The following is a 14,804-nucleotide window of genomic DNA, read 5'->3' as shown; positions in this document are numbered from 1 at the left end:
CGCTGTATGAAATATTCTGCCGGTTTTCCGTAAAAAAAGGTTAAGATATTAGGGTTTCAGGATGATATTTCTTTATTTTATCCTTTTGAACAAGATATGCTGAAAGCTGTCCGGAAAGCCAGCCTTTACCTAAAAGTTGAATTATGAAGTTTCAGAAGATCACCCGTATTTTATTTCCCGTTCTTGTAACATTGCTGTTTTCACCGGCAGTGAGAAGCCAGGATAAATTTCCCGACGGGACAGCCATCCCGAAATGGTTCAAGGAGAACAAACCGACAGACATCAATGCATTAGGCAAAAAATACATCGTTACGGAAAACGGAATGAAGAACGACAGTACGGTTCTTCAGACCAAAAAGCTACAGGAAATTATTGACATGGCAGCGAAAAACGGAGGCGGTGTCGTTATCGTACCGAAGGGGACTTTCCTGATCAGCTCAGTATTCTTCAGGCAGGGAACGCATTTATATCTGGAAAACGGTGCAAAATTAAAAGGAAGCGATGACATCAACGATTTTCCGGTGGTCACCACCAGAATGGAAGGCCAGACCGTAAAATATTTTCCGGCCCTGATTAACGCGGACGGACTGGACGGTTTTACCATCTCCGGAAAAGGAACGCTTGACGGCAACGGATTGAGATTCTGGAAGTCGTTCTGGAAAAGACGCGAGTGGAACCCCAAATGTACCAATATGGATGAGATGAGACCCAGAATTATCTACGTTTCCAATTCCAAAAATGTTCAGATTGAAGGGATCACCGTGAAAAATTCGCCGTTCTGGAGCACGCATTATTACAAATCTCATTTCGTTAAATTATTACATCTGACGATCCTCGCACCAAAAGCTCCGGTAAAGGCACCGAGTACCGATGCCGTTGACATTGATGCGTGTACGAATTTCCTGATTAAAAACTGCTATATGTCCGTGAATGACGACGCCATTGCTTTGAAGGGCGGCAAAGGTCCGAAAGCCGATGCCGATGCAGACAACGGTGAAAACAGGAACATCCTGATTGAAGACAATACATTCGGATTCTGTCATTCGGTGCTCACCTGCGGCAGCGAATCGGTACACAATTACAACGTACTTCTGCGCAACGCCGTTGTGAAAGACCCGTCAAGGCTACTGCACCTGAAAATGCGTCCCGATACGCCGCAACACTATGAATATGTAACGGTGGAAAACATCAAAGGAAACGTAAAGACATTCCTGTATGTAAAAGGCTGGAACCAGTTTTTTGATCTGAAGGGCGAGGAAAGACCGGGAACCGGGATGGCCAATAACATCACTTTAAAAAATATCGACATCACCTGCGAAACCGCTTTCTCTGTTGAAAAATCAGATTTGTACGAACTGAAAGATTTTACTTTTGACAATTTGAAAATCAAAGCGTTGAAGCCTGAAGAGCAGAATTTAAGCAACATCAAAAACTTAAGGCAAACCAAAGTCAGTATAACTAAAGTTGCTTCTCCTACAAGATCTTACGACAAAAAAGACGACTCCGATACGGCTGCCCGATAATGAATTTCTCTTTTAAAATATTCGCTTTTTTAGCTGTCTGTTCACAGCTTCTGTTTTCTCAGTCGAAGGAAATCCAATTCCTGAGCGGGAAAGATGCTCAGCGGACGGAAGAATGGGATTTCTGGATCAATTCAGGAAGAAAATCCGGAAGTTGGGGTAAAATTCAGGTGCCTTCTCATTGGGAGCAACAGGGTTTCGGCGCTTACAATTACGGTCGGGATTATGTAACGTATGGTAAAAACTTCAAGTTTCACGACGAAACGGGTTTGTACAAACGCAAATTCGCCGTCCCTGATTCCTGGAAAGGCAAAACCATCAGCATCGTTTTCGAAGGTTCAATGACGGATACGGAAGTGAAAATCAACGGACAGTCAGCCGGAGCCGTTCATAAGGGTGCCTTTTATGAATTCCATTATGACATTTCAGATAAAATCCGGTTCGGAAGAGAAAATAGTATTGAAGTCAGCGTTTCCAAAATGTCGGCTGATAAATCCGTCAACAATGCGGAACGTCTCGCCGATTACTGGATTTTAGGCGGAATTTTCCGTCCGGTGTATCTTGAAGCAAGCCCGAAGGAACATATTTCACGGACGGCCATTGATGCCGGAGCAGACGGAACTTTCCGTGCTGATATCAGCTTAAAAGGAATCGATTCCGGAAATACTTTGAAAGTAGAACTGTTTGATGCCCAAAATACTCTGGTGGCGGAATCACAGGTTCGGATTCAGAAGAGCGACACTTTAAAACAGATTCGGTTTTCCGTTAAAAATCCAAAACGCTGGACGGCTGAAACACCTCATTTGTACAAAGCCAGATTCATTTTAAATAAAAACAGAAAGAAAATCTTCCGAACCGAAGAAAAATTCGGGTTCCGGACTATTGAAATCCGAAAAGGCGACGGGATCTTCATCAACGGAACCAAAGTCAAAATGAAAGGCATCAACCGTCACGTCTGGTGGCCGGAAACGGGCAGGGCAGTTACGGAAGATATTGATTTAATGGACGTTCAGCTCATTAAGGAAATGAATATGAATGCCGTCCGCTGTTCCCATTATCCACCCAACAAGTCGTTTTTAAGAATTTGTGATTCGCTGGGGCTGTATGTCCTGGATGAACTGGCAGGCTGGCAGAAAAAATACAGCACGGAAGCCGGGAAAAAGCTTGTGAAAGAAATGGTAGCGAGGGATGCAAACCACCCTTCAATTATTTTCTGGAGCAACGGCAATGAAGGCGGCCACAATTTTGATCTGGATGCGGAATTTGCCAAATACGACCTGTCCGGCCGGCCGGTGATCCATGCCCACCACAAACCCGGGAATGCCTTCAACGGAATCGACTGTAATCATTATGAAGATTATGACAGCACCAGAAAGATCCTGGAAGGAGAAAATATTTACATGCCTACTGAGTTTCTCCATGCTCAGGATGACGGCGGCGGCGGAACTTCTTTAGCCGATTACTGGGAGCTGCACTGGAATTCCAGGAAAGGAGCAGGCGGCTTTCTGTGGGCATTCGCAGATGAAGGTCTGGTGCGGACGGATTTTAATAATCAAATCGATGTGAATGCGATTAATGCCCCCGACGGCATTTTGGGACCGCACCGTGAAAAAGAAGGGAGCTTTTACGCCATCCGTGAAATTTACAGTCCGGTAAAAATTGAATTGAAAACCCTGCCTGATGATTTTAACGGCTTAATTCCTGTGGAAAACCGGTATCATTTTACAAACATAAGGGATTGTGAGTTTGAATGGAAATTGGTGAAGTTCAAAACACCATTTTCTTTTGAATCTGGATTTGATGCAATTCAAAAAGGAAAAGCAGAATCGCCGGATATTCTGCCAACAGAAAAAGGATATATCCATCTGAATCTTCCTGCAGACTGGAAAGAAAATGAAGGTTTGCTTTTAACCGCAGCCGATGCTTTCGGAAAAGAAATTTACACCTGGACCTGGAAATTGAAGTCGAATGATGAGGTTTCAAAACAGTTTTCAAAATCTTTAATTAAAGAATTTCCGGTTTCTGTCGTTGAAAATGATTCGCTGTTCATTTTGAAATCAGACGAAAAAGAATGGGCCATCGGAAAAAAAGACGGATTGCTAAAATCGGTCATCGTCGATAAAAAAGGCAAAAAAATGAGTTTCGGGAACGGGCCGGTTTTCGTGAACGGAACTATGGAACTGTCCGGCATCAGGTCTTTTGCAGAAGGGAAATGCCAATGGGTCGAAGCAAAATACAGAAATGGAAATACGGTTCTCTGGAAACTCAATCCGAACGGAATACTGGAACTGAGTTATGAATATTCCTTATCGGGGGATTATCAGTTTGCGGGCGTAAGTTTCGATGAGCCTGAAAATTATGTGATCAATGCCAAATGGCTGGGAAAAGGACCGTATCATGTCTGGAAAAATAGAACCCAGGGGCAGGCTTATAATGTCTGGCAGAATTTGAAAAACTCAACAAGAACAGGTCAGTCGCCATGGATCTATCCTGAATTCAAAGGGTATTTTGATGATGTTTCGTGGCTGCAGCTGGATACGGCAGAAGGAAAAATAACGGTCGGGACCAAGGAAGAAAGAATGTTCGTGCGGCTTTTTGATTTTTACGGAATTTACGGAGCCGAAGGCTATCCGGGATTGCCGGGCGGAAATATTTCGTTTTTGGATGCAATTCCACCGTTGGGAACAGTGCTGGCGTTTAACATCAACGATAAAACCGGATCATCAGGACCGGAGAGCGAACCGAATCATCTGAAAGGCACATTCAGAAGAACTTTATATTTCTACTTCGGTCTGCCGGATTCAGGCGATGAAAATAAACAGTTTACCATGCCGAAAGAAAATATTTTAACCGATTGAAATGAAAAATCCGATACCGATCATAATGCTTTTTCTGAGTCCGTTTTTGCTGGCTCAACAGATGGATTTTAAATTTGACTTTGGCGGAAACAGAGTTGAAAAAGGGTATATTCCCGTAACTCCAACTTCAGCATTCGATAAGAAAGCCGGCTACGGATTTATGGATATTTCCGGTTTGCAATCGGTTGACAACGGCGGAAATCCCCTGACGGGAGACTTCATTACGGGCGATAGGCCATTCTATTTTTCAGTCGTACTTCCTGAAGGAAATTATAACATTAAACTGAATATAGGCGATAGCAGAGGAGTTTCGGAAACGACAGTGCGGGTGGAAAACCGCCGCCTGATGCTGAATGAGGTCAGGACCCAACAGGGCGAAACCGTAGAAAAAACAATCACGGTTCACGTAAAAGACAGCATCATCCGGAAGCAGGACGGAACGCAGATCGGAATTGTGAAATTAAAAGCGAGGGAACGAAAATACCTGCACTGGGACAATTTGCTGACCATAGAATTCAATGGTAAGGCACCGAAAATTTGTTCAGTAGTCATTCAGCCGAATAAAATAGCAAAAACGATCTATTTGACGGGAGATTCAACAGTTGTGGACGCGCAGTACGAACCGTGGGCTTCATGGGGACAGATGCTGCCGTACTTTTTTGTTCCGGATAAAGTGGCGATTGCCAATAATGCCGAAAGCGGCGAAACCCTGAAAGCCTTTGAAGACCGCCACCGGATCGATAAAATCCGGAATCAGATAAAACCCGGAGACTATCTCTTCATCCAGTTTGGACATAATGACCAGAAGTATGCAGACAGCGAAAAATCAGGATATAGAAAACGCCTGAAAGAATGGATTCAGAAAGCAAAACAATTAGGGGCCGTTCCGGTTTTGGTAACTTCTATGAACCGCAGGGCTTTTGATGAAAACAATAAAATCATCAATACGCTGGATGATTTTCCGGATGCCGTTAGAGAAATTGCCGCAGAAGAAAAAGTGGACCTGATTGATTTGAATGCATTGAGCAGGACCTTATTTGAAGCGATGGGTCCGGAAGCTTCAAAAAAAGCATTTGTCTATTATCCTGCAAATTCCTATCCGGATCAGCCGGCGGCTTTGGCAGACGATACCCATTTTAATACTTACGGCGCTTATGAACTTGCAAAATGTGTAGTAAAATCAATCATTGACCAAAACTTACCGCTGAAGAAATACATTTCCGGCAATTATAAAGGTTTTGATCCCAGCAGACCTGATGCCGTAGAAGATTTTCACTGGCCGGAAAGCATTTATACGGAATCTTTAAAACCGGATGGAAACTGATTTAATTTTGCAAACCATAAAGGAATGGCTTGCGATAGCATTGGATAAAGCCCGATGAAAAGTAATTATAGGAGTAAGAATACCTGAAACGGCGAATCTTACCGAAAACTATAAAATAAAGTAAGGATGAATATCAGAAATATCATAAAACTCAGCGCTCTCAGTCTGGTCTTCGGAAATCTCTCCGCACAGAATCCGTGGCCGGAAGCGGCCAACACTGCTCAGCCCTGGACGCGCTGGTGGTGGATGGGAAGCGCCGTGGATGAAAAAGGTCTGGACAAACAACTGACGACCCTTTCCCAGGCGGGTTTCGGAGGCGTTGAAATCGTCCCGATTTACGGTGCAAAAGGATTTGAAAACCGGTATCTGAATTACCTTTCTCCGGAATGGATGAGAATGCTCCGGTTTACGGCCGGCAAAGCGAAAAGCCTGAACATGGGTGTTGATATGGCCGTAGGAACCGGCTGGCCGGTCGGAGGGCCCCAGGTCAGCGAACAGGATGCGGCAACAAAAATGATTGTTCAGACGTATAGCATTCAGCCGGATGAAAAATTTTCCGAAAAGATGGTTCTGAAAGACGGAAAACAGAAAAGTTTAAAAACGGCGGAACTCGATATGGTCACTGCTTACAATGAGAAAAATGAAGCAATTGTTCTAACGGATAAAGTTACTGCTGACGGTTCCCTGAACTGGAAACCGGTATCAGGAAAATGGACGGTTTATGCCGTTTTTGCTGGCAAAACATTGCAAAAGGTGAAACGTGCCGCTCCGGGCGGCGACGGCTATACATTGGATCACTTTTCACCGGATGCGACCAAAGATTATCTGAAAACATTTGATAAGGCTTTTGGAAATTCAGACTACGGAATCCGTTCGTTTTTCAATGACAGTTATGAGGTGTACAATGCGGATTGGACTGCCGGTTTTAAGGATGAATTCAAAAAAAGAAGAGGCTATGATCTTAGCCCGTATATCAGATATCTCGTCAGTGACAACGAAAGTGAAATCGCAGGAAGGATAAAATCGGATTACCGGGAAACCATGAGCGAACTCATTCTCCATAACTTTACGGAAAACTTCACCGGTTGGGCACATTCCAGAAACTCGAAAAATACCAATCAGGCCCACGGTTCGCCGGGGAACCTGCTGGATCTGTATGCAGCCGTGGATATTCCGGAATCAGAAACTTTTGGAAGCACAAAATTCGATATTAAAGGTTTAAAACGAAATGTGGAAGACCTTAATACCAAGGAAGTCCCTGATATCAATATGCTGAAATTTGCCTCTTCAGCCGCCAATATTATGGGGAAGCCTCTGATTTCCAACGAATCTTTTACCTGGCTGACGGAACATTTCAAAACCTCCTGGTCACAGGTAAAACCGGAAGCCGAACAGATTTTTCTGTCGGGAATCAACCATATCTTTTATCACGGAACCACGTATACGCCGGCTGATGTTCAGTTTCCGGGCTGGCTGTTTTATGCTTCCACCAATTTTGTTCCTGAAAACAGTTTATGGCCGAATATCAAAGGCCTGAATGCCTATATCGCAAGAACGCAATCCGTTTTACAAAGCGGGAAACCGGATAACGAAATCCTGATGTACTGGCCGGTGTACGACCAGTGGGCGAGCCCGAAAGGGAAAGATATGGCATTCAAAATTCACAACACCGAAAAGTGGCTGCATCCGACCGCATTTTATGAAAATCTTGAAAGATTAGGCAAATCCGGCTATTCCCTGGATATGATTTCGGATAAAATGATTGGCGCAGCACAGCTTGATCATCAGAAAATTCAGATATCGAAAGACGGAGGTTCTTATAAAGTATTGATTGTTCCAAAGCTGGATTATCTGCCTGAATCTACGTTGAAAAATATTTTACATCTGGCTGAGCAGGGCGCTTCTGTTATTTTTCAAAGCGGGCCGAAAGATGTTCCCGGAAATTTTGAGGTGGAAAAAAGAAGAAATGAGTTACAGTCTTTGTGGAGCCAAATTCCTTTTCAGCAGGACGGAAATGTAAAATCAGCCATTTTCGGAAAAGGAAAAATTGTATTGGGTTCAGATGTTGAAAAAGGGTTGGCGTTTTTAAAAATTGAAAGAGAAAAATTATCCGATACCGGATTGAAATTTGTACGGAGGAAATACAGTGGCGGAAAATATTATTACCTCGTCAATCACAGTCCGAAAGAAATCAATCAGAATATTCCTTTGAATTTTATTGGAAAACAGGTGGTACTGATGAATCCTGAAAACGGCAATTCCGGTACTGCCGAAACGCAGGACGGTTCAATCAGAGTTCAGTTGAAATCAGGAGAATCCATAATTATCAAAACGTCTGAAGATGCGGACAGATCCATTTCAAAATGGAAATATACTGAAAAAACCGATGCTCCGGTTGTTCTCAGCCGGCCCTGGCAGCTGACTTTTAAAGAAGGCGGTCCCGAACTTCCGGAATCAAGAACTTTAAGCGAACTTCAGCCCTGGACGGATTTTACAGAGGATGCTTCCACGCAAAGTTTTTCGGGAACGGGAATTTATACGTCTTCATTTAAATTAAAGAAAAGCAAAGCCGACGATTTTGTACTGAAATTCGATCGATTATACGAAAGTGCCAAAGTCATCATCAACGGCCGGGATGCAGGAATGGTGTGGAGCCTTCCGTTTGAAGTCAATGTCGGAAAATACCTGAAAAAAGGAAAAAATACCATTCAGATTGAAGTTTCCAACCTGATGGCCAACCGGATCCGTTATATGGACCGGAACAAAATCCCGTGGCGGAATTACCATGAAATCAACTTTGTCAATATTGATTATAAACCGTTTGATGCGTCTGATTGGAAAGTGCAACCGTCAGGTCTGGCTGGGCAGATTCAATTGATTCCTTTATATTTTTCAAAATAAATGTAATGATAGCCTGCAATTAACAGCCTTCGCATGCTTAGCTGAGTTTACGCATCTGCGAACTTAAAAAACGGTACGCCGTTAGAGAAAAACTTTGCGGGCTTTGCTTTTAAATTATAAAAAACAGGTTAAATTAAACATCAGTAAATTTATGAAACAAGTCATCGTAAAAACAGTAGCATTGGGAAGTCTCCTTACATTTGGGATTTCCACTGCCCAGGATAAACCGAAAGTCGTTTTGGATAATTTCTTCAACAACGAAAAAAAGGAAAATAAAGAAACCAAAGCTTTGGAACCGTGGCATTACACCTGGAATGACACTTCCAACGGCGGCTTTTCTTTATTGGGCGGAATCTTTCAGAAACAGGGCGCAGAGATCAGCACGTTGACGACAGCGCCTTCCAAAAGAGATTTGAAAAAAGCCAACCTCTATATTATCGTTGACCCCGATACCGATAAAGAAGCGTATGGAGGAAAAGCCAACCTTATGGACGCCGGTTCTATCAGGAATTTGGTGGATTGGGTGAAAAAAGGCGGCGTTTTAGTCTTGATGAGCAATGACAACGGCAATTCTGAGTTTGAGCATTTCAACCAATTGGCGGGAGAATTCGGGATTCATTTCAATGATGACAGTTATAACCGGGTTCAGAAAAGAGAATTTGAGCAGGGCAAAGTAATGGTTCCGGCCGGAAACGAAGTGTTCTCCGTACAGAAATTATATATGAAAGAGATAAGCTCCATGGATGTAAAAGCACCTGCCAAAGCCATCTTGACGGCAGAAGGCAAAAACATCGGAGCAATTGCAAAAGTCGGCAGGGGTACCGTTTTCGCATTGGGTGATCCGTGGTGCTACAATGAATACATCGACGGCAAAAAACTTCCGGCAGATTTCACCAATGCTCAGGGAACAGAAGAGTGGGTGAAGTGGTTGCTGAAGCAGGTTGATAAAAAATAAATAATCTGTGCAATCGATTGAAGTGGGATCTCATATTTATTTGGGCAGCTTATCCGCCCTCCGTTCCCGCTTTTTTGCCTCCGCTTTGCTCCGGCAAAAAGAGCTCCACTAAGGTCGGGCTGCAAGAGATTTAACGGTTAAATTATTCAGCAATAAGCTGTCTCTTTATTCAATGTGTTTTAAATAAATGCAATCGGGTTATTATATTTATCATGACATCGGAAACGGAGGCATTAAAAAATTAAGGAAATTCCGTTAAGAAATTTCCAGTGTTTGAGCGGCGGCAGAACATGTTATTTAGAAATCCGGTCATTTTTCCGTCCGAGTTTGGAAATTTTAGGAATTCATTTAAAATTTCAGGTGGGTTTCCAAGTCTTGAATTTTTGGTTCTTTTGTTTCAGGACAAAGAACTGATAGTCAGTATAAAAGTGATTATCCTTACAAATTGATAATTAGAATTATGAAAATCAGATACCTATTCATTACATCAGCCATATTTCTGTCACAGCCGTTTTCTGCCCAGAGACAGATGGAATACCTGAAAAGAGGAATCGTTGCTATTCCCGCAGATGCAGGTGTTTTTGTAAGTTGGCGACTGCTGGGGACGGAAGCTCAGAATACGCATTTTGATCTGTATCGCACCGAAAATAATCAGACCAGAAAGCTGAACGGAAAACCTTTGCTTCACGAAACTCATTTTTTAGATAAAACCGCTGACCAAGGAAAAAACTATACGTATTTCGTCAAATCAAATACGCAGCATCAGGAGATTGACCGGGATTTTGCGAAGTACACTGCCAATCAGAAGCCGTATTGGTCAATTCCGCTGAAAACACCGGAAGGTTATACCCCGAATGACGCCTCAGTGGCCGATCTGGATGGTGACGGAACATACGAAATTATTCTGCATCAGACGGGACGCTCGAAAGATAACAGCCAGAAAGGAGAAACAGACCCACCGGTTATTCAGGCTTACAAAACGGACGGAACATTTTTGTGGGAAATCAATTTAGGCAGAAACATCAGGGAAGGTGCGCATTATACCCAGTTTTTGGTGTACGATCTAGACCGGGACGGAAAAGCGGAAATCGTAATGAAAACTGCCGACGGAACCCAGGATGGGAAAGGAAAATTCATTGGTGACCCGACCAAAAATTACGTTAACGAAAACGGGATGATCCTTTCGGGACCGGAATTCCTGACGGTGTTTGACGGGCAGACCGGTGCGGAAATTCACACCGTCAATTATCAGGTTCCGAGGTTTTCAGGCAGTTTACATCCGACTGCTGAACAGATGACTGAAACCTGGGGCGATGCCAAAGGAAACCGCATCGACCGGTTCTTGGGAGCCGTTGCTTACCTGGACGGAAAAGCGCCAAGCGTAATTATGTCGAGAGGCTACTATACCAGAACGGCGATGGCAGCCTGGGATTTTAAAGATAAAAAGCTAAGCCTTCGCTGGCTTTTCGATACCGAAAGTTCAGAGGAAAATAAAAAATACCGCGGGCAGGGAAATCATAATCTGAGCATTGCAGACGTCGATAATGACGGAAAAGACGAGATTGTTTTCGGGGCAATGACGGTTGATGATGACGGAAAAGTTTTGAACAGTACAGGTTACGGCCACGGCGATGCATTGCACGTCGGAGATTTGGATCCGGCGAATCCCGGACTGGAAATTTTTGATATTCAGGAAAGATTTGACGATGCGGGTGCGCATTTCCGGGATGCGAAAACCGGAAAAGTGCTGTGGAAATTGCCTTCTGCCGTTTACAGTAAGGCAAGCAAGTTCCAGGGACCGGGAAGAGGCCTGTCTCTGAATATCGATCCCCGTTATGACGGTTCCGAATGCTGGGCCGCAGGAGCCGGGCTGAAAGGCGTTTACAGTGCAAAAGGCGAAAAAATCAGCGATAAAAATCCTGCAGTGAATATGGGAATTTATTGGGACGGCGATTTGTTAAGTGAAATTCTGGATGGTACCGTTGTTTCAAAATGGGACTGGAAAAGGGAAAAGTCAGAGGTCTTTTTCGACGCTAAAAATTTCCAGTGTGAATCAAATAACGGAACCAAGAAAAACCCGGCTCTGGTTGCCGATTTATTCGGAGACTGGCGTGAGGAAGTGATGTACAGAACAGCCGATAATCAGGAATTAAGAATTTTCAGCACCACCATTCCGACGAAACACAGATTGTATACTTTGATGCACAATCCGCAATACCGGTTGGGTATTGTCTGGCAGAATGTAGGGTACAATCAGCCTCCGCATACGGATTATTATCTGGATGAATCGGTAAAAGAAATACCGAAGCCGAATGTTTTTACGGCAAAACCTAAGATTGACAATTAAATTTAAATATAAAATGAAAAGACTATTCACAACAGGCTGTTTTGCAATGATGATTGTGGGAATGACTTCCTGTTCGGTTCAGAAGCAAAACATCGCATCGAAAGTAGAACTTCCCAACAAAAAGGAGGTTCTGGAAGTTTCAAGACGGGCCAATCAATACTTTATGAACAAATGGCCCGATACCAAAAAAGAAATTGTCGGTAAAAAAGTATGGCCGAGTAATCTTTGGACAAGAGCGGTATATTACGAAGGTCTGATGGCTTTATATTCCGTGGATCCGAAAAAGGAATATTATAACTATGCGATGTCCTGGGCAGACAGCCACAACTGGGAGCTGCAGCGCGGTACCTATACCCGAAATGCCGACCATCAGGCTTGTGGACAGACCTACATTGACTTGTATGAAATCGATGGAAGAAAAAATCCCGAAAGAATCAGAAACGTGAAGGCGGCTATGGACAGCATGATTGCGACGAACAAAGTTGACGATTGGTGGTGGATTGATGCGCTTCAGATGTCGATGCCGATTTTTACGAAATTAGGAAGAATTACCGGTGAGCAAAAGTATTTTGACAGAAATTACGAAATGTATGCTTTCACCAAATACAGGCACGGCGGAAACGGTTTGTACAATCAGGCTGATAAGATCTGGTGGAGAGACAAGAGTTTTGTTCCGCCTTACAAGGAACCGAATGGCGAAGATTGCTATTGGAGCCGTGGAAACGGCTGGGTAGTGGCAGCTTTGGCCAAAACACTTCACGATACACCGAAATCTGATCCTCATTATCAGGAATATCTAAAGGATTATAAAGATCTGTTGGCGGCATTGGTTCCGGTTCAGCGTGAAGACGGTTTCTGGAATGTAAGCCTTCATGATCCCACGAATTTCGGTGGTAAGGAAATGACCGGGACTGCATTGTTTGTCTACGGGATGGCGTATGGGATCAATAATAAGCTGATTGACCGGAAAACCTATTTGCCTGTTTTAATCCGGGCCTGGAATGCGATTGTAAGAGATTCCGTACAGCCGAACGGATTTCTGGGTTGGGTTCAGGGTACCGGAAAAGAACCGAAGGATGGCCAGCCGCTTTCTGCCGGTAAAGAGCCGGATTTTGAAGATTATGGCTTGGGATGTCTGCTGCTTGCAGCAAGTGAGGTCTATAAGCTGAATTAGGGGATCAGATAGAGGAACAGAGAATACCTGATTTCATAAATATTTAAATCTGGCAGGCTTCAAAACCTGTCAGATTTTTTTTCTCGGAACAGGAAAAAGCCGGGATGATCACAGGTTTTCGTTAAAGTGCGATGCCGTATCCGGATGGTAAAATGTTCTAACTGCATTGGTAGCAGGATTTTAAATAATCTTTTTGAGACAATATAAAATTTCTTATTTTTCAAAAGGTCAGACATGACAGTACAAGATGCGCAATCGGTTGCATCTTGTTAATTTTCAGATTCAATCCTTAAGATAAAATTATGAATGCATTATTAGGAGTTATTTTCCACTTTTTAGGAGGGTTTTCTTCCGGAAGTTTTTATTTACCCTATAAAAAAGTAAAAGGGTGGAAGTGGGAAACATTCTGGCTGATCGGAGGCGTTTTTTCCTGGATTATCGTTCCGCCGCTGGCCGCTTTTCTTACAATTCCTGATTTCTGGACCATCATCCGGAATGAAAGTTCATCAATTTTAGGCTTCACATTTTTATTCGGCGCGCTCTGGGGAATCGGCGGCTTCATGTACGGCCTGGGCGTCCGCTATCTGGGCGTTGCCCTGGGAAGCAGCATTATGCTGGGGCTGACGATGGTTATCGGATCGCTCGTACCCTCCGTTTTCTACGAATTTTCGCCCCAGACCGGAAAAGATTCGATTGGATTGATGTTTTCAAGTTCCTGGGGGCAGATGGTCCTTCTCGGGCTTTTCGTATGTATCATCGGAATTATTATTAGCGGAAAAGCAGGCGTGATGAAAGATAAGGAGCTCCAGCATGAATCTGCAGATCCTCACGGAATACCGGTAAAAACGGAATATAAATTCGGTCTCGGGCTTACCGTTGCGATTATTTCCGGAATCCTGAGTGCCTGTTTTAACTTTGGGCTGGAAGCAGGAAAACCGATGGCCCATGTTGCAAATGAAGCCTGGAAAACCGCTCATCCCGGACAGGGAGAATTTCTTTTCCAGAATAATGTAACCTACATCGTCGTTCTCTGGGGAGGGATGGCTTCCAATCTTATGGGCTGTCTCTTTCTCTCAATTAAAAATAAATCCTATACCGATTATACCAGGCAGGATGTTCCTGTTGCAAAAAATATCATATTCTGTGCTTTGGCAGGGACGATGTGGTTTCTGCAGTTTTTTTTCTACGGGATGGGAGAGAGTAAAATGGGGAACGGCCCGAGCTCATGGATCCTCCACATGGCATTTATTATTTTAATTGCCAATCTTTGGGGCGTGATCATCAAAGAATGGAAAGGGGTTTCCAAAAAAACAATTTCTACCATTGTTATGGGAATGATCGTAATGTTTATATCCATTTTGATTGTGGGCTACGGAAACTCATTACGTTAGATTTTTTTTAACTGTCACCAGCTGTTTTTATCACATTCATATAGTTTCTGAGCCTGGAAAGGCTTCCTAAAGGCACTGATTTTTTCGGCTGCCTTTTTTACTACATGAAAGCGTATCAGAAATCGGTATTGGATTCTGATATCCCGGTTTTTATATTCTAAAGCTTATACCGCAATATATCGTCACATAATCACTTTTTTTTGTTTTTAAGACCACAATATGCAATAAATAAGGGAAAATAATGAAGATCGGTATACAGGATAAGACAGGATGCCGAAATTTTTGTAACGGTGTACTTTGGCTACAGTAAAGTAATATAAATTAAAATTAATAT

Annotated in this window: 8 protein-coding genes; all 8 read left to right on the top strand. The window is 43.3% G+C overall.

Annotated features, from left to right (window positions below; translation table 11 throughout):
• Nucleotides 1-143: 143 nt before the first annotated feature.
• The 8 genes from FY557_RS15910 to rhaT all read left to right on the top strand — a co-directional run bounded on the left by FY557_RS15910 (nt 144) and on the right by rhaT (nt 14,470).
• Nucleotides 144-1,523, top strand: coding sequence for a glycoside hydrolase family 28 protein (locus FY557_RS15910; protein WP_149248232.1), 1,380 nt, complete (start codon nt 144-146; stop codon nt 1,521-1,523).
• On the top strand, nt 1,523-4,378 hold the full coding sequence (locus tag FY557_RS15905) for a glycoside hydrolase family 2 protein (RefSeq protein WP_149248231.1): 2,856 nt from the start codon (nt 1,523-1,525) through the stop codon (nt 4,376-4,378). Before FY557_RS15910 ends, FY557_RS15905 begins: the two co-directional genes overlap by 1 nt.
• Before the next feature lies 1 nt (nt 4,379).
• The gene (locus FY557_RS15900) at nt 4,380-5,702 is read left to right on the top strand and encodes a rhamnogalacturonan acetylesterase (RefSeq protein ID WP_149248230.1); all 1,323 of its coding nucleotides are present in this window, start codon (nt 4,380-4,382) and stop codon (nt 5,700-5,702) included.
• Between the two features lie 126 nt (nt 5,703-5,828).
• Nucleotides 5,829-8,603 (top strand): glycosyl hydrolase, encoded by a 2,775-nt coding sequence (locus FY557_RS15895; protein ID WP_149248229.1) that lies wholly within the window; start codon nt 5,829-5,831, stop codon nt 8,601-8,603.
• A 151-nt stretch (nt 8,604-8,754) separates the two neighbouring features.
• Nucleotides 8,755-9,558 (top strand): DUF4350 domain-containing protein, encoded by an 804-nt coding sequence (locus FY557_RS15890; RefSeq protein ID WP_149248228.1) that lies wholly within the window; start codon nt 8,755-8,757, stop codon nt 9,556-9,558.
• Between the two features lie 460 nt (nt 9,559-10,018).
• The gene (locus FY557_RS15885) at nt 10,019-11,905 is read left to right on the top strand and encodes a rhamnogalacturonan lyase (protein WP_149248227.1); all 1,887 of its coding nucleotides are present in this window, start codon (nt 10,019-10,021) and stop codon (nt 11,903-11,905) included.
• A 13-nt stretch (nt 11,906-11,918) separates the two neighbouring features.
• Nucleotides 11,919-13,079: a glycoside hydrolase family 88 protein gene (locus tag FY557_RS15880; RefSeq protein WP_228451808.1), complete on the top strand. Its 1,161-nt coding sequence runs from the start codon at nt 11,919-11,921 to the stop codon at nt 13,077-13,079.
• 302 nt (nt 13,080-13,381) lie between these two features.
• On the top strand, nt 13,382-14,470 hold the full coding sequence (gene rhaT / locus FY557_RS15875; protein ID WP_149248226.1) for an L-rhamnose/proton symporter RhaT: 1,089 nt from the start codon (nt 13,382-13,384) through the stop codon (nt 14,468-14,470).
• The last annotated feature ends 334 nt before the right edge of the window (nt 14,471-14,804 follow it).

The organism is Chryseobacterium sp. SN22, from assembly GCF_008329705.1.
Taxonomy (GTDB): domain Bacteria; phylum Bacteroidota; class Bacteroidia; order Flavobacteriales; family Weeksellaceae; genus Chryseobacterium.
Note: the sequence above shows the minus strand (reverse complement) of the source record. Positions and strands in the feature narration are given on the sequence as shown.

Bases quoted from the DNA above. Each gene is read 5' to 3' on its own strand.
- FY557_RS15885 (WP_149248227.1), top strand. From the start codon at position 10,019: ATGAAAATCAGATACCTATTCATTACATCAGCCATATTTCTGTCACAG.
- rhaT (WP_149248226.1), top strand. From the start codon at position 13,382: ATGAATGCATTATTAGGAGTTATTTTCCACTTTTTAGGAGGGTTTTCT.
- FY557_RS15895 (WP_149248229.1), top strand. From the start codon at position 5,829: ATGAATATCAGAAATATCATAAAACTCAGCGCTCTCAGTCTGGTCTTC.
- FY557_RS15905 (WP_149248231.1), top strand. From the start codon at position 1,523: ATGAATTTCTCTTTTAAAATATTCGCTTTTTTAGCTGTCTGTTCACAG.
- FY557_RS15900 (WP_149248230.1), top strand. From the start codon at position 4,380: ATGAAAAATCCGATACCGATCATAATGCTTTTTCTGAGTCCGTTTTTG.
- FY557_RS15910 (WP_149248232.1), top strand. From the start codon at position 144: ATGAAGTTTCAGAAGATCACCCGTATTTTATTTCCCGTTCTTGTAACA.
- FY557_RS15890 (WP_149248228.1), top strand. From the start codon at position 8,755: ATGAAACAAGTCATCGTAAAAACAGTAGCATTGGGAAGTCTCCTTACA.
- FY557_RS15880 (WP_228451808.1), top strand. From the start codon at position 11,919: ATGAAAAGACTATTCACAACAGGCTGTTTTGCAATGATGATTGTGGGA.